Consider the following 22686-nt stretch of genomic DNA (forward strand, 5'->3'; position numbering starts at 1 on the left):
AACTACCGGGACCGTCACCTGGGACGGGCAAGGATCGATGCAAGCCAGCGACGCGGCGCGCTGATGGCCGCCGCGTCGCCGCATCGATCAATGCGTTGCGGGTTCGAGATAGCGGCGCAGATTGTCGCTGATCTGTTCGATCGCGGCTTCCGTGGAAGGCACATTGCGGATCGCGTTCAACAGCACGAAGTCATGGATCGTGCCGTTGTAGCGGGCCGCAGCCACGGTCACGCCGGCTTCCTTCAGTTTGCGGGCATAGGCCTCGCCCTCGTCGCGCAGCGGGTCGTTCTCCGCAGTGATGACGAGTGCCGGCGGCAGGCCCTTGAGCTGATCGATGCTGGCGCGCAGCGGCGATACATAGGGGTTGTCGCGGGTCTTTGCGTCGGGCGCGTAGAGGTCCCAGCCGTATTTCATGAATGCGCGCGCCAGGAAGCGCTGCTCTCCATATTCGTGATAGGAGCCCGTATCGACGCTGGCATCCGTTGCGGGGATGAGAAGGGCCTGGAAGCTGATCTTCGGGCCGTTGCGGTCCTTGGCCATCAGCGTCAGGGCCGCGGTCATGTTGCCGCCGACCGAATTGCCGGCAACCGCGATCCTGCTGCCATCCGCGCCGAATTCACCGGCGTGAGCCGCCACCCATTTCAGCACGGCATAGGATTGATCGAGTTGCGTCGGGAAGCGTGCTTCGGGCAGGGACGTATATTCGACGAAGACGCCGACCTGGCCGGAGCCGACCACGAGATCACGCAGCAGGCGCTGGTGGTTTTCAAAATTGCCGACGATCCAGACGCCGCCATGAATGAAGAGCAGCACGCCGGGTTTGCCGGTGATGTGCTCGGGCTTCATGATGTAGATCTTCACGCTCAGACCATCCTGGGTGATGGTCTGCTCGGTCGTGGTCACGCCTGACATGTCGACCGGCGTCATGTTCTGAAGCCCGGTCAGGATCTCCTGGGGCTTGGGCTGCGGCAGTTTCCAGAACGGGCTTGGATCCTTGTTGATCTCGGCAAGGAAGGCGCGGACCTGGGGGTCGATCCGCGGGTCGGTCGCGGCGTCGGGCGCCGCTTGAGCGGGCTGAATCATGAGAGTTACTCCGAGGCTGAGGGTTGCGAGTAGGGGCAAGAATTTCACGGTCTTTCTCTCCGGGAAGGTTGCACGCAGCCGCATTGGTAGCCCCCGGCCGGAAGCTTCCGCTTCTGTCAAATGACCAGTCTGGCGACTGGTGACCACTCCGGTGACAGGTCGGTGGTCAGCTTTCAGGCGTGATGGCGTCAATGGGACGCAGCCCCGAGCGCGACGTGACGCCGGTCTTCGCAAAGATGCGATGAAGGTGGTAGCCGACCGTCCGGTGCGACAGATAGAGCCTGGCGCCGATTTCCTTGTTCGACAGACCCTCGGCGGCAAGCTGGGCGATATGAAGCTCCTGTGGGGTCAGCGTCTCCCAGACATATTCGGTTCGCTTGCGGCTCGCTTCTCCCGAAGCGCGCAGTTCCTCGCGCGCACGCTCGCTCCAGGGCAGGGCGCTCAGCGCATCGAAGATGTCACGGGCCTCGCGTAGCGGCGCTCTCGCATCGGCGGACCGACGCTGGCGGCGCAGCCATATGCCATAGGCGAGCAGAAGACGTCCCCTCAGGAAAGGCCATTTGCTTGCGCAGGGCCCGAGACCCTGCAGATAGAACCGCTCGGCTTCCGCAGGTGCTGCGAGCAGTGCCTTGCCGTAGGAGAGCATCGTTTCGACCCACGGCACTGGCGACGGACCGGCGACACGCTGCATCTCCTCGATCACCTCCTCGGCCGTTTCGGCATGTCCGGAGAAGACTGCGGCCTCCACGAAATCAGCGAGACCGAAGAATTGCAGGCCGGAATTGAATGCCGGATCGGCAGGGATAAAAAGACGCCGCAGATGCTCATAGGCCTCCCAATGCCGGCCTGCGCCGATGGCGGCCGTGCCGCGTGCAATCTGCAGCATTGCCAGCAGGAAACTCGCGCCGACCGAGACGACCAGGCGTTCTGCCTGGGCCGCATAGGCCTGTGACTGGTCCAGATTGCCCATCATGCCCGCAAGCCTCGCCTTGACGATCGTGGCCGCGGCAATCCAGAGCGTTCCTCCCGTTTCTTCGGCGAAGCGAACGGATTCCTCGGCCTCCCGCATCGCGCCCGTCCAGTCGCCGACTTCCATCTCTGCCCAGGCTTGAGCAAAAAGCACGCGCGCGAGGTCGCTGAGGCGCCCCTGATCGCGCAGGGCGGCAGCCGAATAGGTGAGCAAACCGACGCCAAGGTCGAAGGCGCCGATGACATTGGCCGTACTGCCGAGAATGCGCGCCGCGACCGGATTGCCGCCGCTCGTGCCGGCAAGCTGCTGGAGCTTGCCTGATATCTCGCTCCCGAGATGAAGCGGCTCGACGTAAGCGGATATGGCGATCAGGCGTGGATCGGTGTCGGGCAATTTCAGCTTATTTGCCGCCTTCAGGATGGTTTTGCGAAGATCCCCATCCGCATTGCTCCACCAGCAGCGTTGCGCGGCGCGCCAGAGCAGGTTGCTTGCCAGATCCGTGGCGCCAGCAGCATGGGCCTCAGCGGCGAGGCCAACCAGACTGGGGATTTTCGTGGGGTCGTTGACCATCGGAGGCTGACCCATCTCGCGGCACCAGCCGATCCGCGCCGATGCAACAGGATCGGGCTCGCTGACATTGGCCTGGCGCAGCAGTCGCTCCAGCAGGTCCGGCTGGCCGAGATCGGCGGCAAGCTCGGCGGCGCGCAAGAAACGGTCGCTCCTGGCTCGCGGTGTACCGCTCAGCGCCGCCGCCTTTTCGAGAACTTCGATTGCCATGGCGACCGCACCTTTGCGCAGGGCCCGGCCGGCCATGGCATCATATTCGCCCGCCAGTTCCTCATCCGGTCCGATCGTTGCCGCCGCCCGATGCCACAAATGCCGGTCCAGCTCTTCATGGACGATCTCGGCAAGGGCGGCATGGATCCGGTGCCGCGTCGCCAGATCTGCCGCCTGGTGCATTGCCGAACGCACCAGCGGATGCCGGAACCGCACCTCCGTTTCGTCAAGGTCGATCAGCCTGGCGGCAATGGCGGGCGTCAGAGTACTGACATCCACTTCTTCGCCCAACACGGCTTTGCCCGCGCGCAGGATTTCGTGGAGCGATGTCCCGTCGTTTTCCGCCGCCACGAACAGCAGCATCCGGGTTGCAGCGGGAAGATCGGTCAGCCGGGACGAGAAGGCGCGTTCCAGGCGCTCCGTCAGTGGAAGCCATGTCGTATCCCTGATATCAGCCGCTCGCCTGTCGCGCGGCAGTTCCAGGAGGGCGAGGGGATTGCCCGCGGCCTCCTGGAGGAAGCGGCTGCGCAGGTCGGCCGAAAGATCAGGCGCATGGGCGTCCAGCAGGTGCTCGGCATCGGCTTCGCCGAGCCCCGAAAGCCGAAGCCGCAGATGGGAGGGATCGTCAAACAGGCGCTCGAAGCCATCGCGCATGGCCACGAACAGAACGATAGGATCCGAACTCAGCCTGCGTGAGATGAAGGCCAGCACCTCATAAGTCGCCTCGTCCAGCCACTGGACGTCGTCGGCGATGAGCAGGATGTGCCTGCGTGCCGCACTTTCCGTCAGAAGGGACAGTGCTGCGAGCGCCACCAGAAAGATGTCGGGTGCGCCCATGTCATCATGCATGCCGAAAGCGGAGAACAAGGCAGATCGCTGACGGGGGACCAGGTTGACGGCCTCCTTCATCAGCGGGCGGAGCGCCTGCTCTAGCGCTGCGAAGGGCAGATGAACCTCGGCCAGAACGCCGGTCATGCTCAATACCGTTAGGTCGCGCTCGCGGGCCCGATGCCTGGCCTGCTCGAGGAGCGCGGATTTTCCAATCCCGGCCTCGCCGCTGATCACGAGCGTCGATCCGCCCTGATCGATCCGCGCGATCATCTTGTCGATCAGGGCAATGTCCCGATCCCGGCCTTGCAGGAATTCAGGCCGGGAGACGAGTGTAGACCGCACGGGGGCGCCCTTGCGTTGTCTGCGCCGCGGCGACCCGATCTTTCCCGACTGCTTGGCCATTAATTTAACGCCGCTTGCTCTGATCCGCGCGGAGGAATGCAAACGGATCGAATCCCGGACTATGGTTCAGCAACTGCCGAAGCGTTGCCTTGTCATCGAGCGTGCCATTCACAGACATATCCGTAAAGCAGCTTCCACCCGGCAAGAGGAGCCCGGATTGAGGCGAGGAGGAATGAGCGCTGCCGCATGCGATCAAATAGTGCCAACGCACAGCGACGTTCGCAAATTTGTCATATCCGCTGGTTAGAAGCGGCGGCCTGCGCGCAGCCTGTCGAGGGACTCAGCTGCTGCGCCTCTTTTTTTCGGAATGAGACCCATGCAAAACAATCCGGCAGTGATTATCGAGGGCGCAACCGTGGTTTTCGGCGACCGTCTGGAGACCGCCTCCGTGCGTGTCGAAGACGGCCGGATCACTGATATCGACGGTGCGCGCGACGGGGCGGATCCTATCGATGGACGCGGCCATCTGCTCGGTCCCGCTTTCGTGGACATTCACGGCGATGCCTTCGAGCGGCAGGTCATGCCGCGACCCGGCACCATGCTGCCGGTCGCTGCCGCGCTGCTCGAAACCGACCGCCAGCTTGCTGCCAACGGCATCGCCACGGCCTATCACGCGCTGACGCTCAGCTGGGAGCCTGGGCTGCGGTCGGTCGAAACCGGCTATGCCATCGTGCGTGCGCTCGACGCGCTCACGCCCCGGCTGACGGTGGACAATCGCGTGCAGCTGCGCTGGGAGACCTTCTGCTTCGAGGCGATCGACCTCATTCGCGAGGCGCTTGCCGGTCCGCGCCTGCCGTCGATTGCCTTCAACGACCACACGTCGATGGCGATGCTGCATCCTTCGACGCCGCTGCAGGAACGGCCCTTCGACCTCGATCCGGCCTTCCCGACAGTGGATCCCGAAACGCCCGGCTTTGTCGAGAAGATGGGGGAGCGCGCCAAGCGGGCGAAAATCCCGGTGGCGGACATGGTGGCGCTCGTGCGCAGCATGTGGGAGCGCCGGCCGCAGGTGCCTGATGCAATCGAGGAAGTGGCAGCGCTCGGCCAGGCCGCGGGCGCACCGATGCTGTCGCATGACGACAGCCAGATCGAAACGCGCGATTTCTTCCGTCTCCGCGGTGCCAGGATCTGCGAATTCCCGATGAACCGGCGGGTGGCGCGGGCCGCCCGCGATGCCGGCGACTTCATCGTCTTCGGCGCACCGAACGCGACGCGCGGCGGCAGCCATCTCGCCTCGATCGGCGCGGCCGACATGATCCGCGAAGGGCTCTGCGATATTCTCGCCTCGGACTATTACTACCCGGCGATGCTGCTCGGCCTTGCAAGGCTCAAGGCCGATGGCGTGGCACCGCTCCATGCGCTCTGGCCGCTCGTGTCAGGCAATCCGGCGCGCGCCTCCGGTCTCGCCGATCGTGGTGTCATCGAAGTCGGCAAGCGGGCGGATCTCGTGCTGGTCGATTGGCCTGATGGTGCTGCTCCCGCCGTTCGCCGCACCTGGGTCGGCGGCCGGGAAGCCTATCGCGCAGCGCCCGCGGGTGAACTGGCGATCGCCTGATAGCGGCGATATCGGTCATCGATGACTGAGAGACGGGGATCGAGAGGCCGTCTGAAGCGGCATCAAGGCCCGTCCAAACCGTAAAGCGGCACCGAGGGCCAAGCGGCCCTCGGCGATGGACGCAGACTATTTCGCGTCCTGTCCGCTTCGATAGGCTTCCATAAGTTTCTTCTCGTCGTCCGGTGTCAGCTTAGGAGGCTCGACGGAGATCGTCAGCTTCTCGAGCTTGCTGGTGAACGGGAATGGAACCTGATAGTCGCGGTCATCGATCGGGGTGCCGGTCTTCGAGCCGATGTCGAAAGTCTCATCGACCGGCAGGATCAGCGGTACGGTACGCTGTACCGCCTGCGTTGCGACCGTCTTGCCGTCGACCGTCAGCGTTCCCGTGCCGCCACGACCGATGCCGCTGAGGTTGTTGAAGGCAAGCGTTGCGAAGCCAAGACCGTCGTATTTGAAGTCAAATTCGACGGTGTGCTTGCCGGGCGAGAGCGCTTCGGGGCCTTCCCAACGAATTCTGTCAAGACCGAGAAGGTTCCAGGTCACGACCGGCTTGCCTCTCAGCAGGTACATCCCGTATCCGCCAAACCGTCCACCTTGGGAAACAATGGCGCCATCGCCACCTCCTTGCGGCACATCGATGTCCGCGGTGATCGTGTAGGAGGTATTGAGAAGATTGGGCGCCACGCTTTCCGGCAGGCCCGTCACCGGTTGCTTATAGGTGAATACGTTTCTTCCTGCCGTGACCGACGGGCGCGGAGAAGCGAGGCGCGTCGCAGCGGAAGCGTCCAGCGGCAGGACTTGGTACTTCGCAAACTCGCCGAACATCAGGTCCTTCATCTCCTGGACCTTCGCAGGATTGGCGGCGGCCAAGTCGTTGTTCTGGGTCCAGTCGTGCTGGACGTCATAGAGCTCCATCTTGAAGGCGGTGGCGGGATCGTCAACCGCCTTGCCGGCGAGCTCCCAGGGAGCACGGATGGGGACTGCGCTCAGCATCCAGCCGTCATCGTATAGACCCTGCGCCCCCATCATCTCGAAATACTGCGTGCGGTGTCGTGAGGGTGCCTCGGCATTGGCCTTGTCGAAGGTGTAGGCCATGCTCACGCCCTCGATCGGCTTTTGCGCTATGCCGTCGACCATGATCGGTGCGGGAACGCCAGTCGCTTCAAGGATTGTCGGCACGACGTCGATCACATGATGAAATTGCGACCGAATTCCGCCCTTGTCGGAAATGCGCGCGGGCCAGGAGATGGCCATGCCGTTGCGGGTGCCGCCGAAGAAGGACGGGATCTGCTTCGTCCATTTGAAGGGAGTATCCAGTGCCCAGGCCCACGGAACGGCATAGTGGGGATAGGTCTCGTTGCTGCCCCACTGGTCGTAAAACTTCAAGTTCTGGGCAACGGTCGGATTGATGCCATTGAACGGAACCAATTCTGCGAAGGTGCCGTTCATCGTGCCTTCGGCGCTCGCGCCATTGTCGCCACTGATGAAGATGATCAGGGTGTTGTCGAGCTTGCCCATGTCCGCGACGGCCTGGACCACACGGCCGATCTCGTGATCGGTGTACATCAGGTAGGCGGCGTAGACGTCCGCCTGGCGAATGAACAGCTTCTTTTCGTCGGCCGACAAACTATCCCACTTCTTCAACATATCCGGCCATGGCGTGAGCTGGGCGTCCGTCGGGACAACGCCAAGCCTTTTCTGGTTGGCGAAGATCTGATCGCGAACGTCGTTCCAGCCTTTGTCGAACAAATGAAGATCGCTGGCCTTCTCGATCCACTCCGGCGTCGGGTGGTGTGGCGCGTGTGTGCCCCCCGGCGCGTAGTAGAGCAGGAACGGCATCGCCGGATCGATCGAATTCAACTGGTTCAGCCAGCCGACGGCGTCGTCGGCCATGGCGGTGATCAGGTTCCATTGCGGATTGCCGACAAAGGGAGCGATCTGCGTGGTGTTGCGAAACAGCATGGGCGACCACTGGCTGCTGTCCCCACCCATGAAGCCATAGAAATATTCAAACCCCATGCCGGTCGGCCATTGATTGAACGGGCCTGCCTGGCTGGTCTGATAGGTCGGCGTGTTGTGATCCTTGCCGAACCATGAGGTACGGAAGCCATTCTCAAGCAGAATGCGGCCGATTGTGGCGGTGTCCCTGGGAAGAACACTGTCATAGCCGGGGAAGCCGGTGGCCTGCTCCGAGATCACTCCGAAGCCTTCTGAGTGGTGATTGCGTCCTGTGATGAGACACGCACGCGTCGGCGAGCAGAGCGATGTTGTGTGAAAGTTCGTGAAACGCAGGCCATCCGCGGCGATGCGATCCAGAGTGGGTGTCGGAATGACGCCTCCGAACGTCGAAGGAGCGCCAAAGCCAACGTCATCGGTGATAATCAAGAGCACATTTGGCGCGCCCCTTGGCGGCACGACACGCGCTGGCCATGCCTGCTTGGACTGCAAGGCGTTGAGATTGATGGTGCCCTCAAACGGCTGCGGCGGCGGCGGGAGATAACGCCCGTCGATCGTCGTCGTGGCGTTGGGCGAGCCGAGCGTCCCGGTAACCTGCTGAGCGTTTGCAGGCACGGCTGCAAAAAGGGCCGCGGAGGCGGCCAGAAGCGCTGCACGTATCATTAGACATCCTCCCGAGTTGTGGTGTGGGCATGTCAGCGCCGCCGATTGCGGTTTCCACGAGAACAATGCTGCTCGAGATCGGTCTCCCCCTCCTTTCGCCCTGGCCATCGACGCAACGAAATCAACTCGAGATGGAGGCCACAGCAGATACGCCTTGGTTGTAGCATAGCATGTCCGATGGGTTTCATCACTACGGCGAAGGGCGCCGAGCGAACTCTATTCCGTCCCGGCACCCGCGCTATCGGATGTGGGCGAAAGCCCCGCTAGATGCCCTTTAACGCTCTCGCCTGCACACCGGCTATGACTTCATCCGAGACCTGCCGCAACTCCTGCCGCGAGGCGCCGTCATATGCCTGGACGGACAATCCCTGCAGGACGGCCACGAGATAGCGGGCGAGCGAAACCGCATTTTCCTGATCCAGCCATCGCCCGAGCGTCTCTGCGATCATCTCCCGCATCGTGTTTCGCCGCTCTGCCGTTTCGCGAGCCAGGTCCGCATGATCAGGCCCGCACTGGATCAAGCCGCTTGATATCATGCAGCCGCGCTCCCCGGCTGGGTCGGTAACGGCGTCGATCGCCTTGTGCAGCAGCGTCTCGATCGTTTCCTGAAGGGTCGTGGCCGTTCTGATATCCCACACCGGCCCCCGCAGGCCGAAATAGCGATTGAGCGCCTCGCGGTAGAGCCCCGCCTTGCTGCCGAAAGCCGCATAGAGGCTTGGGGGCGCGACGCCGATTGCGGCCGTCAGGTCGTTCAGCGAGACCCCCTCGTATCCATGCCTCCAGAAGAGCCGCATGGCGATATCGATCGCCTGATCCCTGTCGAAGGTTCGCGGGCCGCCGCGACGTGTTTTCACAACCTTATCCATAGTGATCACTAAAGACTGCTTGACAGCAAAAAGCAAGCCGTTAGTTTGTAGTGATCACTAAACATAAGGATTTTGGCATGATACGAATGTTGCGCGGAATTTGGGTGGTGGTCCTGCTGATGGGCCTGTCTTCCACGGCGATGGGCGCGGAGAAGGATTATACGGTGAAGGCGCCTGATGGCGTCGAGATCGCGGTTCAGGAATCGGGCGATCCCGCCGGGCCGGCGATCGTTTTCATCCACGGCTTGCTCGGCAGCCATCTGAACTGGGACATGCAGGTAGGCAGCGCCAATCTGCAGAAGTATCGGTTGATCACCTATGACCTGCGCGGCCACGGCCTGTCGGGCAAGCCCGATGATGCAGAGGCCTATCATGACGGGCGCCGCTGGGCCGACGATCTCTCGGCCGTCCTCAAGGAGACAGGCGCGAAAAATCCGGTTCTGGTCGGCTGGTCGCTCGGCGGTGTCGTTCTCTCCAACTATCTTGCCGCATATGGAGACGATGGCCTTGGCGGCATCGTCTATGTCGACGGCGTCATCGAACTCAACGCCGCGCTGATCACATCGCATCCTGATGTCTATGCGGGCATGGCTTCGGATGACCTGACGGTGCACCTTGATGCTGTCAGGACGTTCCTTGGCCTGTGTTTCGAGACGAAGCCGGATACGGCGACGTTCGAACGGCTGCTGTCAAATGCCGCGATGGCCTCGTGGATCATGACGCGGACCATCACGTCGATGACCGTTTCCGCCGGTTTGCCTAAAGCACGCGTGCCGGTTCTGTTGCTCTATGGCGGTAAGGACGTTCTGGTCAATGTCGAGCCGAGCATCGCAAGGGCGCGGGAGCTCAATCCGGCCGTTCAGACCAAAGTCTATCCAAAGTCGGGGCATGCGCCATTCCTGGAAGAGGCGCAGCGCTTCAATGGCGATCTGGCGAAGTTCAGAGACGCGGTATCAGACAAATGAATTTGGAATAGGGAGCGGGCAGGGTGCTCGCTCCCTTTCTGCTTTTGTCGCACCCTCTTGTCCGCTCTCGGCGCAAAACATTCGTCAAGATGCAGCCCCACGCCCCAGCGCCGCCGATTGCTCCAGCGTGATGGCATGGCCGAGTGGATCGGCGTGGCGATGGGCAAGCCGCCACTCTCCGCCCTCCCGCCGGTAGACGAGCGTTACGCGCAGCGCCCAGTCCTGCGCGGGCAGGCCACCGACTTCGACATGGGCGCGCTCGATGACGGCGAGCACGATCATATCGGTGCCGGCATAGGTCTCGACAACTTCCTGTTTCAGCGTGCCGTTCCTGAAGAACTGCCGCATGCCATCCCAGGTCTTTTCGGTGAAGCCGGCCTCCCGCGATGGCGTGCCGCCGAAGGGCGACATCAGCGTGAAGTCCTGCGTGCGCGGCACAAGCGCCCGGTAGGTATCGACATCGCCGCGCATCAGCGCGGCATTGGCCTCTTCCGATATCCGGGCAAGATTTGCTGCCGGCATATCCGCGTTGCCGTCGCCGACATTGCCGGCAAGGGAGGCAAGGCCGGCGGTGCCGGCAACGAGAAGGGATCGTCGAGACGGTGACATGATATTTTCCTTTGCTAGCTTGGTCCTTTGCTAGCCTGGAGTTCGGAAGCGCGGCTGCGGAGCCGCCTGCATGCTTCAGAAATGCCAGTTTGCCGGTGCTGAAGCCAATGATATGATTTCAGCGATATGCTGAATGAAACTGATCTCTCGCGCGCCGATCTCAATCTCCTCGTGCTTTTCGAAGCCGTTATCGAGGAGGGCCATGTCGGCCGCGCCGCCGACCGGCTGAACATCTCAGCGTCAGCCGTCAGCCACGGGCTTGGGCGCCTGCGGCGAATGCTCAACGATCCGCTGTTCGTGAGGACGCCCAGAGGCGTGGTCGCAACGGCTCGCGCGATGGAGCTTGCCGCGCCGGTTGCCGAGATCCTTGCCAGGGTGCGAAGCGTGATTGCGACGGCCGAGCCGTTCGATCCGGCAAGGTCGAGCCGCCGGTTCACGCTCGGGGCGCCGGATGGCGTTTCCGCGGTCTTCCTGTCGGCGCTGCTTGCCGGATTGGCAAAGTCGGCGCCTGAGGTCGACATCAGCATACGCCAGCTGCTACCGGAGCAGGGCGAAAGCGCGCCTGCGCGGGCCTGGCGCAATGCTTTTGGCGATCTGGAAGCCCGCGCCATGGATATCGCGGTGGTGCCCGCCGATGATATCCCGGCGCGCTTTCACAGTCTCACGCTCTACGAAGAGGATTTCGTCATTGCCATGCGCGCCGGCCATCCTTTCGCGCAGGCGGCGACGCTCAAGCGCTATCTAGGGATGCGCCACCTCGTCGTTTCGCTTGGTGGTGATCCGCACGGCTTCGTCGACACGGCGCTTGAACAGCGGGGCTTGAACAGGCGGATGGCGCTGACGGTGCCGAATTTCATGTTCGCGCTCGCCATCGCCGGCGAGAGCGACATGCTTGCTGCCGTCCCCCGTCGCTTCGCCGCACTCTACGCGCCGCGCTTCGGCCTGGTGACGGTGGATGCGCCTTTGCCGCTGCCGCGTTTCCGGCTGAGTGCCGTTGCCCCGCGCGCGGCGATGATGGATGCCGGCCTGAGTTGGCTGTTTGGGATGCTGCTATCGGCGTGTGAGGTTGAGGGTTCTGCGGGATCGGTCTGACCAGGAACGAACGAATGCTTTCGGCCCCTGGCGAACAGAATGCTCATCGACTGCTCTCTCCAGATTGTCCCGCCAGTTCGTAGCGGGCGCGGCTCAGGCTGACCAGGCTGGCAATTGCCGCGCAGCCAGCCGACAGGACGACCGCAAACTCGAGCGCGGCGGAGAGCGGCAATGTCGCGAAGATGAGCGACATGAAGATTCCGCCCAGGGTCTGGCCGAGAAGCCGTGCGGTGCCCTGCATGGCACCTGCCGCGCCGCTTCTGGATTTCGGAGCCGAGAGAAGCAGAATGCGGTTGTTCGGCGTCTGGAACAGGCCGAAACCCAGGCCGGCAATCACCGTGCCGACCAGAAAGGCAATACCTCTCGGATCGGGTGGGCAGAGAGCTGCCACAAGGAGGCCGACACCCAGCAGTGCGCCGCCTGTCGCGCAAAGCCATGCGGTCTTGACGCGGTTTGCCAGACGTCCCGAAAATGGCGCGATGATCGCGGTCGCAACCGGCCAGGGCATCATGTAGAGACCGGCCAGAACCGGAGTCATGTGCAACCTGTGCTGGAGATAAAAGGGTAGCGCGATGTAGCTCAGCATCTGGCCGCAGAAGCAGGATACCGATGCGATCACCGCCACGCGGAATGCAGGTGCCGCCAGGAGATCGGTCGGAATGATCGGGGCGTCGCTGTTGCGTTCCAGGCGCAGCAGTATGACAAGGCAAGCTACCGAGGCGGCAATGAGGACCGCGCCACTTGCCGGCGCAGTTGCTATCCGGTCGGTGCCGCAGAAGAAGAGGATGAACATCGATGTGTTGGCCAGCAAGGCCTTGGTGTTCAGCTTTCGGTTCGTGCCCTGCATCTTGCCCAGCAGACCGCCGCTGAGAAGTACAATGATGCCGAGCGGTATGTTGACCGCAAAGAGCCAGGGCCAGGTCGTGACGGAAAGAATGGCGCCGGCAATGCCTGGACCGGCAGCGGAAGAAATTGCGATGACCATTGCATTGATTCCGATGATCGGACCCAGCATGTGCTGCGGCAAGGCTGAGCGCAGGTTCATCATGGCAAGCGCCATGATCGCGCCCGCGCCGAGGCCTTGCGCGAAACGGGCAAGGACCAGCAAGGAAAGGTCACCGGCGAAGGCGCAGGCAGCCGAAGCCGCGGTGAACAGTGCGACGCCGATCAGGAAGACCCGCCGCGCGCCATAGATTTCCCCGAGCGCGCCACACGGAAGAAGGGCGACCAGCACGGCCAGCTGATAGGCTGAGACGACCCATACGGTGCTGCCCGCTTCCACGTGCAGCGAGAGCGCGATCGAGGGCAAGGCGACGTTGGCAATGGCGCCGTCCAGAACGACAAGAACAGCTGAGAGAAGGATGAGTGCGATGGCCATGTACTGTCTAGGCGATGCCGGGCCATCCTGAGAAATCGGTACGGTGGAGGCGAGGGACATTGAGAAACTCCCAATCGTTATCGGATGGACGACTAGTTAGGCCTTGCCGACTGCGAGCGCCAGACGCAACGAAATCAAACAACTGTTGCATGAAACGCCATGCGTGAGTAAATGGAGTCATGCCCGATCTCGACCTCAACCTCCTGGTGGCACTGGATGCGCTGTTGCGCGAGAGAAGCGTATCGGCCGCCGCGCGTCGGCTTGGCCTCAGTACATCAGCCATGAGCCGGACGCTGTCACGCTTGAGGACTGCGCTCGGCGATCCGATCCTTGTGCCGGCCGGGCGCGGCATGGTCGCAACGCCCCATGCCCTGGCGATTGCCGAAGACGTGCATTCGTTGAAAGAAGCTGTGAAAGCGGTGCTCAGTCCGCCGTCGACCGTGGAAATCCGCGAGGTGCGCCGCGATTTCACCATCCGTGCCAATGAGGCGTTCGTGCTTATTTTTGCCGCGGGCCTGAGCGCTGCTGTGGCGAACGCGGCACCAGGGATAAGGCTTCGATTTGCGCCGCGATCGGACAAGGACGTTCAATCCTTGAGAGACGCGGCCGTGGATCTGGATATCGGCGTCCTGCCGACGGAGAGCGGGGAACTGCGTTGCCAGACCCTTTTCGAAGACCGGTATGTGGGTCTTGCAAGGACAGGACACCCGATTTTCGATGCAGATGAGATCACGGTCGAGAGCTATGCCGCCTGGGGCCACGTACTTTTTTCACCGCACGCGGATTTTGCCGGTCCGGTCGACAGGGCGCTCGCCGAACTCGGCGTCCACCGCGATGTCAGACTGATCGTGCCAAGCTTTCCAGCGGTGATCGCAGTTGCGGCGGCATCCGATTTGATCGGCGCGATTCCGAATTCTTATCGTAAATCCGCCGCAACAAGCCAGATCAGGACGTTTGACCTGCCGGTAGCCGTGCCGGGATTCGACATCGTCCAGGCGTGGCACCCGCGGATGGATGCAGATCCCGTTCATCGTTGGCTGAGAGCGCTGATCTTTGAGACGTTCAAGTCAATGAACTGAGTGCGCATTCGATAATTGGAGAAGGCCGGGTATCTGCGCAAGGCAGACGCTGTCAGTCGCCATGTGCGCCTTGCTCTCCACGGCCTCATGCGTCACGGCAAGCTTCACCCATCGCACTTGCCCAAAACTTGGCCGATCCCCGGCATTTGTTGGCAGCTTCGCGAAATCCGGCTCCCGCCCGGAATGCTAGTCTCGCCTCACTTGCTTCCATTTCGAAAAGGCCGCTGCCCATGCTTCTGGATCGTTCCCGTCTCCCCGTCGTCTTCATCCGCACCAACGCTGACGCCGAGACCTCCATCAATGATCAGATCGAAGCCCTGCTGGAGGAGCGGCGGCCGTTCGTGCTGGTCACGGATCACGCGCCTGACGATCACGAGGAGGAGACGCAGGAGGAGCGCAAGGAGCGAGCGCTGTTTTTCAAGAGGATCAAGGACCGGATGAGGGCCTATTGCCGGGGCATGATCGTCATCGATTGCGGCAGGCCGACGTCGGCCGCGATCAAGATTGCGGCGGCGACTGCCGGAAAGGCTTTTGGTTTTGCGATCGTCTTTGCGGCAAACGAAGACGAGGCGGAGCGCAAGGGGCGGAGCCTGCTCGGCAGCAGGGACGATGCGTGGTTACTCTGATCTCCGGCTTCTGTGATAGAGGCTAAGTTTGCCCATGAGGATCGGCAATGGATATTCCAGACACGTTTGACCCCGCCGCGATCGACGAGATGTCGCGCCCGGCCTTCAGCTTCATCACCGAGACGAGTTTCGTCGGCGAGACGGTGCCGCATCGCCACGGCAAGGCGCAGCTGCTTTACGTGATGAGCGGCGTGCTGACGATGAGGGCGGCCGGCGGTGTCTGGACGGTGCCGCCGAATTGCGCGCTATGGATTCCGGGCGGCACTTCCCATAGCGGGCGTGCCTGCGGCCGTATCAAGATCGGCAATCTCTATGTCGACGCGAAACTGACCGGTGACCTGAAGGACGAATGCGGCATTCTCTTCGTCCAGCCTTTCCTGCGCGAGCTGATTTTTCGCCTGGAGCCGCGCCCGGATAGTCCCGAGATGGAGCCCGAACGGCTTCACCGTCTGGTCGGCGTGCTTCTCGATGAGCTGAGGGCAGCACCGCTCGAGCCGATCCATCTGCCGATGCCCACCGATCGCAGGCTGCAGCGGCTCGCCGAAGCGATGGTCGCCGAACCTGGCCTGCGGTTCACCATAGACGAATGGGGTGCGCGGGTCGGAGCAAGCAACCGGACGCTCAGCCGCCTGTTCCAGCGGGAAACGGGAATGTCCTTCCTGCGCTGGCGACAGCAGCTGCATATCGGCGTCGCCCTTCAGCGCCTGGCGGCGGGGCAGCTCGTGACCGTCATTGCCGGCGATCTCGGCTATGAAAGCGTCAGCGCCTTCATTGCCATGTTCCGCCGCATGCTCGGAACGACGCCGACGCGCTATTTCAGTGATCAATTGCTGGCGAGCCCGCACAGGCTGGAAATCACGGCGGATTGGCGCGCGGAAGCGGGCGAAGGCGATGGCCGGAATGAAGAGAAGGGCCGGGATCCTGCGAAGGGTTCCACGTCCAATCTGGTGCCGTTCAGACGAGAGCCGAATTGATCCCGTTCAGCCCGTCCTTGTTGCTCTGCCCAATCCTAGAAAAGCATGTCCGCATCATGAGACCGGTTGAGGGGCCGGCCTTCCTGAAAACGGCAGGGACCGGGGCGGACTTCCGTTGCCTGCAGCACCGCGACATCGCCGGATGGGCTGATGTGGAGCGCAGACAGGATATTCGTTGCGAATGCACCGGTATCGATGGCAATCCGGTTCGGGAAGATCTCGACGCGTTCGCTTGCGGTAATCGTGTGCCCATGGACGACGATCTTGCCGAATGAGGTGCTGGCGTTCAGGAATTCGCCGCGAATCCACATCAGCGTATGGGCATCCTGCTCGGCCAGGGGAATGCCGGGTTTCAGGCCGGCATGGACGAGGATGTGGTGGTCGAGTTCGACATAGCGCTCCGCCGCGCGCAGGCATTGCAGGCGCTCGTCTCCAAACCTGCCGCGGATCTCGTCTGCGGTGATGGCTGCCTCAAGGGGCAGGCCGTAGGACAGCATCGTCTCGCTGCCTCCGAGGTCTTGCCAGTGGTTCACGAGATCTGCCTGAACGGCCGGGTCTGTCTCGTCGAGGATCTGAAGAGGGAGGGCGTCGTGGTTGCCGCGTATCAGCTTCGAGCCCGGTCTGTCGCGCAGCGTGCGGATGACGAGATCCATCGCTTTGCGGCTCTCCGGCCCACGGTCCATGATGTCGCCGAGGAAGACGATCCGGTAGTCGATCGTCTCGTCGCGCGCCTTGCCGGCAATGCCTGACAGCATCTCCTCCAGCAGGTCGGCACGCCCGTGGACATCGCCGATGGCGAATGTGTGAAGAGAAGCGGTCCCGGTCATCGATGACTCCCTTGTCGCACTCGGTATGGCATTGTTTATGAGCTGCGCCCAGCCCCCAACTGAAATGTGGAATCCAACTCGATACTGCCGGAGAATCCCCTGCGGTGTGGGGGTATTTTGGGCGATTTATCTTGATGGAGATATCTTCGCGAAGCATTCTGCGCACTCATTCGTCGCGAAACGCTGATTTTTACGACGTCGCGGAATTCATCTGTAAAACTGTCGCTTTCATTGGGACTTTCACCGCATTCATTCGAGGATCAGATGCTATACACTCTACATGCCGCACCGGGTTCATGCTCTTTCGCGCCTCACATCGTACTGGAGGAAATCGGCGAACCCTACTCACTTGCTTTGATGTCTCCGGGGCATCCAGAAACTAAAACTGATCAATTCCGCCGACTAAACCCGAAAGGCCGCATTCCCGTCCTCACCGCTGACAATTTTATCCTGACGGAAGCGCCGGCAATCCTCGTCCATCTCGGGCTAACCACCCCTGGTGCCAAGCTCTTGAGTACTGACCCGGAAGCAATTGTTCGATCGATCGAATGGTTTAACTGGCTGTCAGGCACGGTGCATGCCGTCGCTGTTCGAATGATTTGGCGACCGGACTATTTCACCGACGATGGCGAGTATGATTCGTTGATCGCCAAGGGCAAGCAGCATCTTTCTTCAGCCTTCGCGCTTATCGAAAGCAGACTGAACGAGCGTCTCTGGGTCGTGGGAGACTACTATTCCGTGGTCGATCCATATCTGCTGGTGTTCTATCGATGGGGAAATCGGATGCACATAGACATGCAAAATAGCTATCCAGCGTGGACCAGACATGCCCGCCGTCTTGAAGACAGACCGGCCGTTCAAAACGCGCTTTCTCAAGAAGGTATCTCACTATGGGAATGAGGTACCTTCCCGGAACTTGTTTGTCGCGCCGTGCCTGACTTTCGCGATAAAATCGTAATCGACGATTTATAGGGAAGTCTGTCGCAAAAGTCAGAACTTCGCGAGGGATATTTGCGGTGGTAGCAAATTCCACCAGCGCCTCTGGAAGGCGAAGAGTGGCCGGAATGCGCCAGGAACGGACTATGCTCCAGGTTGATTTCCGGGGCGCGTGGGTATTGGTTTGCCGGTAAGTGTCGGCCCATAGAGGATAACAACGACCAGCGCAGTCACACACCACGTCGCGACCAGCAGCATGATGTGGCGTTCGCTGTCGATCGCATTCAGGCCGAGATTGCCGGTGATGACCAGGCCGTCTGCGGCGTGGGCGATCAAGGTGATGAGCACGCTGCCCTTGGCGTTGTTGAAGAGCCAGCCGAACACGATCGTGAAGGCGAAGGTGCCAAACAGCGCATAAGATGGCAGCATGTCGAGGAGGACCAGCGGCACGTGCCAGATGACAACCAGCACGCCGAGGATGGCGCTCGCGACGAGCGGCAAGTGCCGTTCCTGCAGACGCGGGAGGGCGAAGCCACGCCAGCCGAGTTCTTCCTGCATCGGTCCGTCGAGGGGATTGACGAGGCGAATGGCGAACATCATCAGAATGGTAGGCGCTGAAGCGATCAACGCCGCCGTGGGGTTCGGCCCGCCGAAGACCATGTTCAGATAAGCGGGCGTCACGCCGATCACCGGTGCCGTGAGCAGGGCGACCGCAATCCATCCCCAGCCCACCCGCCAGATGGTGAACTTCTTAAGGAGCGCGACGACGCCGGGCTTGCCTCCGGTGATCGCGGTCACGATCAGAGCCGCGTAAAGCGGACCGGGCACCATGAGGAGGAAAGGCAAGGCGAACGCGCCGGAGAGGAGCGTGCTGGCATAGATCCGCTCCGGCAGGGTCCAGCCGAGCCAGGTCAGGATGTAAGCGATGGCGAAAAACGCAATGAGCGGGTAGCGGCTGATAAGCTGGCGGATGGAGGTCATGTCGGTTCCTCTGCGGCAGCACTCGGAATTAACGGCCCAGCCGCAGAAAGCGATGTCGACCAGTTGGTGGAGCGCGGCGTGGCTCTCGGTGCAGAGCGAATGGAAGTTTACCAGCACCCGACCAATCCGCAGCATCAATCTCAGATCAGCCCCCGCATAGGCACTGCATGATCCATACCGACCCGCCAATCAGAGGGGATCGATCGATCCTCACACAGCCTTGGCGGTCGCCGGCTTTTGATCGTTGTGGATCTCTGTTGGGTGGGACCATCCACACGGGGCCAAAGCGTAATGTCCGCGTTGGGCCACGAGCGGCCCCCAGCCTTCGACACGGCCGCTAGTGGCTGGCGGGTTGGGGAGGGGTTTTTGACCGGGCAGAAGCTCTGCCAGAACGCCGGCTGCAGGTTCAAAACCCCGCCGAATTGATCCCGTTCACCCGCTTCTCCCGGCCCTCCTGACGATCCGCCACCTGGATTGCCCGATTGCCTGGCGATTGGCGATCTTTTCGGGCGGGGTGCCGGTGAGGACCGCCTTTATGTCGTCGCGCATCTGCGGGAAGACGCGGTAATATTGGTGGTTTTCCGGCTCTGACAACTCGAGGATGGCGCTGACGTCGACCGCCGATACCTTGTCGCTGATGGTGCCCATATTGTCGGGGCCGTCGGCGCCGAGGCGCGGTCCGTTGAATTTCGTGCCGCTGCTGAGCGTGCTGAGGATCCAGTCCTTCTCGGAATAATAGACGGTGATCGACCGGCAGATCCGCGGCAGGAACTTGAATTTCTGGGGATCGTCGAAGGCATCGGCATCCTCGTCGGCGGCCGCCAGGATCACCTTGTCGAAATAGCGGCGCAGGGGGGATGACGATGTGCCATCGAGCGAGGTCATGGCATTGACGGTCGAGAGCATCGCGGAGGGCGGTTCGGGCAGTTTCATCAGCGCCTGCAGCGCATTTCGCATCACATAATTGCCCATGCTGTGGCAGATCAGGTGAATGGCCTGGTTGCAGCGCTCTTCCTCGCTGAGCTTGTCGACGAAATCACTAAGGCGACGCAGGGTTCGGGCGATCGCGATGCCCGATGCCGCCGCGGTCCTGCGATCATGGGCGTAATCGCCAAACGGTGTGGGTATGGGCAGGAGCGAAGCAATCGACGGCCAGGAGAAAACGAACATGTTGACGTCGAGCCCGTAGAAGGCGCTCAGCCAGCCGGCGCGCTCGATGGAATCGACGAAACTGTTGCTGAAGCCATGGATGAAGGCGATCGTCGGCTTGTCATCGGCCTTCATCGAGGCGCGGATGGCATCGAAGATCGTGTCGCTGCCGAGCGTCGGCGCCTCTCCTTCGGCGAAGAGAAGCTGCTGGTTGGCGACGGCGAGCGAGCCCGGCACGAGCACGTTCGTCTTCCTCGACAGATTGACGTTGACCTTGGCGCTGCCGTAGCGGACATCGATGCCGCTGGTCGGGCCGAGTTCGGAACCGAAGCCGATGATCCGCTGATGCTGCGGATCTGTTGGATCGAGGAGCGGCTGACGATTGGTTGCGAAGTAAACCGTCTGAATCATGATCCTCTCCGCCTCCAGATGGCGAGACCGCCTCAGAGATCGCTGCCGACAGGGTACTCATGCCTCCGCTCCCGTTGCACGATAGCAAGCGGACAGTAAATCCCGCCAGGCCAAGCGTATTGATTGCGTCAGGCCAGGTGGATTTTGCAATTTCCAAGTTTTGCGTGAATATTTCCTCAAGGATTAGCTAATACAATTTAGTGGCGATTGCAACTGGAATCAGGTTCTCCCAATGTCCGTCCGAGAATTCACGAGGGGCCGGTTGATCGATGCGAGAGCCGTTCAACGATCCACCGGGAGGCTGGAAAATATTCTCCAGGTGCCCGCGCAATCAGCCAATACTGATCGGTCGTCAACCCGCCGTGGGAGCGTCCGGTGCAATGCCGCTCATCGCGCCCGATACATGAGCCGTGTTCGTATGCGCGGACTGGATGAGGTAGCAGGCGCCGGCCTGTCGTAACATTCTCCACCTTTGGTGTCTTGAGGTCATGCTTAGCGAAAGATGGCTCACATATTCGCTAATGTCACCGTTACGCACTTGTAGTGTTGGTGATATTATGTGCCGCTAATATTCTTAAAGCGGTTGCAGGCGTCTATCAGTTTTACCGACGCGATCTGAGAGGCCAGCGTTGCCCTCTCTCAGTAAGCGAGCCGTTCCGCGATCCTATAGTTCGCCCAATACATTCAACATCAGCACTATGGGGGATCGAGTTATGCCAGCCACTATACGAAGACTCTTTGCCTCCGGAATTGTCCTGTTGCCAACGTTCCGTTTCGGCGCGGCGTGAGCCCAGGACGCCACACCCGAGGAAGGCAAGGGAGCCTGCGATGGCGTCCCGAAGAAATGAGACCGACATTGTGTCGGCAAAGTGAGGAGTATATCCAATGGCTAAGAGACACAGCGGGCTATCCGGACTGGTGGTTTCGCTCGCCACGTCCACTTTCCTCGCAGGCACGATTGCAGCCGCCGCCCATGAGGCCATCTCGCCGGCAATCTCCACGCCGGACAAAGTCGAGACGCGCATCGGCACGCTCGACTTCAAGGATGGCATGCCGAGCAAGGAGACCATCGCCAAGGTCTATGACAATCTGGACTTCATGCACGCCTTCGAGGCGTTCGTGAACACCTTTCAGGGGGTCAGCATACACGCTCTCCACAAGGGCTTTCTGAGCATCGGGGTCAAGGACAACGACGTCCTCATTTTTTCCGAGCTGATGGACGCCAAGTCGCTGTACCTGACTGCCAACGCCGACACCGTCTATTACATGGGCATGCTCGACCTGAGCAAGGGTCCCATCGTGCTCGAGGTGCCACCCAAGGCGCTTGGCGCCATCGATGACTATTGGTTTCGCTGGGTCATCGACATCGGGCTGCCTGGGGCTGATCGCGGCGAGGGCGGGAAATACCTCATTCTGCCGCCCGGCTACGATGGTCCGCTGCCCGATGGATTCACTATCGCCCGCGCCCGGACCAGTATCGTCGTATGGTTCGCTCGCTCATTCCTGGAGAACAACGATCCCAAGCCCGTTGCCGAAACGGTCAGAAAATTCACCAAGGTCTATCCATACGAGGCCGGCGGCGTCGGCACCCCCATCGCCGACTTTCTGAGCGGCAAGGCTAAGCTCGGAAAAGTCACGCCACCGCCGCCGACCGTGTTCCACGAAGGTACCGGCAAGGTATTCAGCACGATCCCGCCCAACGACTTCAGCTACTACGAGATGCTCAATGAGGTCGTGCAGCAGGAGCCCGCAGGGTCGCTCGACCCCGAGCTGATGGGCCCGGTCGCGGCCATCGGCATCATCAAGGGCAAACCGTTCGCACCGGATGCGCGGATGAAGAAGATTCTTACCGAAGCGCTGGCGCTCGCCAATGCCACTTCGCGCACCCTGTTTATGGCTCCTCGCGCGGCGGACTGGTTCTACTATCCCGGTTCGGGATGGGTGAATCAACTGTTTGTCAGCGGCTACGAATTCGAGACGCCGATCCCGGAAATCACGGCGGATGGTGCCAAGCCCTTTCCGCCCACAGGGTACCGGTTGCTGGACTCGCGAACGTCCTTCTTCTACGGCGTGACCGGGATTACGCCTGGAATGGCCATGCGCGTACCCGGCATTGGCTCGCAGTACCTGTGGACGATGGTCGATGCAAACAAAGACCCCTTCGATGGCGCCAGGACCTACAAGGTGACGCTGCCGAAGGACATCCCACAGGCGAATTTCTGGTCGTTCACGCTTTATGACAACATGTCGCGCTCGATGCTCGACACGCCGCAACGTTTTCCGCGTGCGGGCAGCCAGAGCTTCCCGTCACCGGCCGCGGAAGCGGGCGCCGACGGCACGACGACGGTCTACTTCGGCCCGACCCAGCCGGAAGGCGTGAAGCGGGGCAACTGGATCCAGACCATGCCCGGCAAGGGCTTTATCCCCATGCTGCGGCTCTACAGCCCGCTCGAACCGTTCTTCACGAAGGAATGGCGGCCGAGTGAAGTCGAACTGGTCCAGTAGGGAAAGCAGATGGGCGCGGCCCTGAAGCCGAAACAGCGTCGCGAGACTGGG

General features: G+C 61.6%; 17 protein-coding genes. 8 read left to right on the forward strand and 9 right to left on the reverse strand.

Annotated elements, in window-relative coordinates; translation table 11 throughout:
- Positions 1–87 precede the first annotated feature (87 nt).
- Together AB4Z13_RS01550 and AB4Z13_RS01555 are read right to left on the reverse strand one after the other, a co-directional pair.
- A complete protein-coding gene (locus AB4Z13_RS01550; protein ID WP_442205592.1) occupies positions 88–1083 on the reverse strand; it encodes an alpha/beta hydrolase in 996 nt (331 codons plus the stop codon).
- 166 nt (positions 1084–1249) lie between these two features.
- Positions 1250–4003: a helix-turn-helix transcriptional regulator gene (locus AB4Z13_RS01555; protein ID WP_442205593.1), complete on the reverse strand. Its 2754-nt coding sequence runs from the start codon at positions 4001–4003 to the stop codon at positions 1250–1252.
- A 376-nt stretch (positions 4004–4379) separates the two neighbouring features.
- On the opposite strand from AB4Z13_RS01555, the gene AB4Z13_RS01560 reads away from it, so the two are divergent.
- Complete coding sequence (locus AB4Z13_RS01560) at positions 4380–5618, forward strand: alpha-D-ribose 1-methylphosphonate 5-triphosphate diphosphatase (protein ID WP_442205594.1); 1239 nt, start codon at positions 4380–4382, stop codon at positions 5616–5618.
- Between the two features lie 126 nt (positions 5619–5744).
- On the opposite strand, the gene AB4Z13_RS01565 is transcribed toward AB4Z13_RS01560, so the two are convergent.
- Together AB4Z13_RS01565 and AB4Z13_RS01570 are read right to left on the reverse strand one after the other, a co-directional pair.
- The gene (locus AB4Z13_RS01565; RefSeq protein ID WP_442205595.1) at positions 5745–8237 is read right to left on the reverse strand and encodes an arylsulfatase; all 2493 of its coding nucleotides are present in this window, start codon (positions 8235–8237) and stop codon (positions 5745–5747) included.
- A 263-nt stretch (positions 8238–8500) separates the two neighbouring features.
- Positions 8501–9103: a TetR/AcrR family transcriptional regulator gene (locus AB4Z13_RS01570; RefSeq protein WP_442205901.1), complete on the reverse strand. Its 603-nt coding sequence runs from the start codon at positions 9101–9103 to the stop codon at positions 8501–8503.
- A gap of 86 nt (positions 9104–9189) precedes the next feature.
- Between AB4Z13_RS01570 and AB4Z13_RS01575 the strand changes: the two genes are divergently transcribed.
- The gene (locus AB4Z13_RS01575) at positions 9190–10068 is read left to right on the forward strand and encodes an alpha/beta fold hydrolase (RefSeq protein WP_442205596.1); all 879 of its coding nucleotides are present in this window, start codon (positions 9190–9192) and stop codon (positions 10066–10068) included.
- Positions 10069–10152: 84 nt separating this feature from the next.
- Here the strand turns inward: AB4Z13_RS01575 and AB4Z13_RS01580 are convergent, their stop codons facing one another.
- A complete protein-coding gene (locus AB4Z13_RS01580) occupies positions 10153–10677 on the reverse strand; it encodes a YybH family protein (RefSeq protein ID WP_442205597.1) in 525 nt (174 codons plus the stop codon).
- Positions 10678–10803: 126 nt separating this feature from the next.
- Here AB4Z13_RS01580 and AB4Z13_RS01585 point away from each other — a divergent pair, with 126 nt between their 5' ends.
- Positions 10804–11769: a LysR family transcriptional regulator gene (locus tag AB4Z13_RS01585; protein WP_442205598.1), complete on the forward strand. Its 966-nt coding sequence runs from the start codon at positions 10804–10806 to the stop codon at positions 11767–11769.
- A 43-nt stretch (positions 11770–11812) separates the two neighbouring features.
- On the opposite strand, the gene AB4Z13_RS01590 is transcribed toward AB4Z13_RS01585, so the two are convergent.
- Complete coding sequence (locus AB4Z13_RS01590) at positions 11813–13147, reverse strand: MFS transporter (RefSeq protein WP_310388648.1); 1335 nt, start codon at positions 13145–13147, stop codon at positions 11813–11815.
- A 179-nt stretch (positions 13148–13326) separates the two neighbouring features.
- On the opposite strand from AB4Z13_RS01590, the gene AB4Z13_RS01595 reads away from it, so the two are divergent.
- The 3 genes from AB4Z13_RS01595 to AB4Z13_RS01605 all read left to right on the forward strand — a co-directional run bounded on the left by AB4Z13_RS01595 (position 13327) and on the right by AB4Z13_RS01605 (position 15826).
- On the forward strand, positions 13327–14226 hold the full coding sequence (locus AB4Z13_RS01595; protein WP_442205599.1) for a LysR family transcriptional regulator: 900 nt from the start codon (positions 13327–13329) through the stop codon (positions 14224–14226).
- 230 nt (positions 14227–14456) lie between these two features.
- Positions 14457–14852, forward strand: coding sequence for a hypothetical protein (locus AB4Z13_RS01600; RefSeq protein ID WP_442205600.1), 396 nt, complete (start codon positions 14457–14459; stop codon positions 14850–14852).
- Positions 14853–14899: 47 nt separating this feature from the next.
- Positions 14900–15826, forward strand: coding sequence for an AraC family transcriptional regulator (locus AB4Z13_RS01605; protein WP_442205601.1), 927 nt, complete (start codon positions 14900–14902; stop codon positions 15824–15826).
- Between the two features lie 35 nt (positions 15827–15861).
- Here AB4Z13_RS01605 and AB4Z13_RS01610 read toward each other — a convergent pair whose 3' ends face one another.
- Positions 15862–16653 carry a metallophosphoesterase gene (locus AB4Z13_RS01610; RefSeq protein WP_442205602.1) on the reverse strand — a complete coding sequence of 264 codons (792 nt, stop codon included), beginning with the start codon at positions 16651–16653 and terminating at the stop codon, positions 15862–15864.
- A gap of 264 nt (positions 16654–16917) precedes the next feature.
- On the opposite strand from AB4Z13_RS01610, the gene AB4Z13_RS01615 reads away from it, so the two are divergent.
- On the forward strand, positions 16918–17553 hold the full coding sequence (locus AB4Z13_RS01615) for a glutathione S-transferase family protein (RefSeq protein ID WP_442205603.1): 636 nt from the start codon (positions 16918–16920) through the stop codon (positions 17551–17553).
- Between the two features lie 180 nt (positions 17554–17733).
- Here the strand turns inward: AB4Z13_RS01615 and AB4Z13_RS01620 are convergent, their stop codons facing one another.
- Positions 17734–18570 carry a CPBP family intramembrane glutamic endopeptidase gene (locus AB4Z13_RS01620; RefSeq protein ID WP_442205604.1) on the reverse strand — a complete coding sequence of 279 codons (837 nt, stop codon included), beginning with the start codon at positions 18568–18570 and terminating at the stop codon, positions 17734–17736.
- A gap of 432 nt (positions 18571–19002) precedes the next feature.
- Entirely contained in the window at positions 19003–20130 is a 1128-nt protein-coding gene (locus tag AB4Z13_RS01625) for an alpha/beta hydrolase (protein ID WP_442205605.1), read from the reverse strand.
- Between the two features lie 885 nt (positions 20131–21015).
- Here AB4Z13_RS01625 and AB4Z13_RS01630 point away from each other — a divergent pair.
- Positions 21016–22635, forward strand: coding sequence for a DUF1254 domain-containing protein (locus tag AB4Z13_RS01630; protein ID WP_442205606.1), 1620 nt, complete (start codon positions 21016–21018; stop codon positions 22633–22635).
- Positions 22636–22686 lie beyond the last annotated feature (51 nt).

It is taken from the genome of Rhizobium sp. YAF28, assembly GCF_052113285.1.
In the GTDB taxonomy this organism is placed as follows: domain Bacteria; phylum Pseudomonadota; class Alphaproteobacteria; order Rhizobiales; family Rhizobiaceae; genus Rhizobium.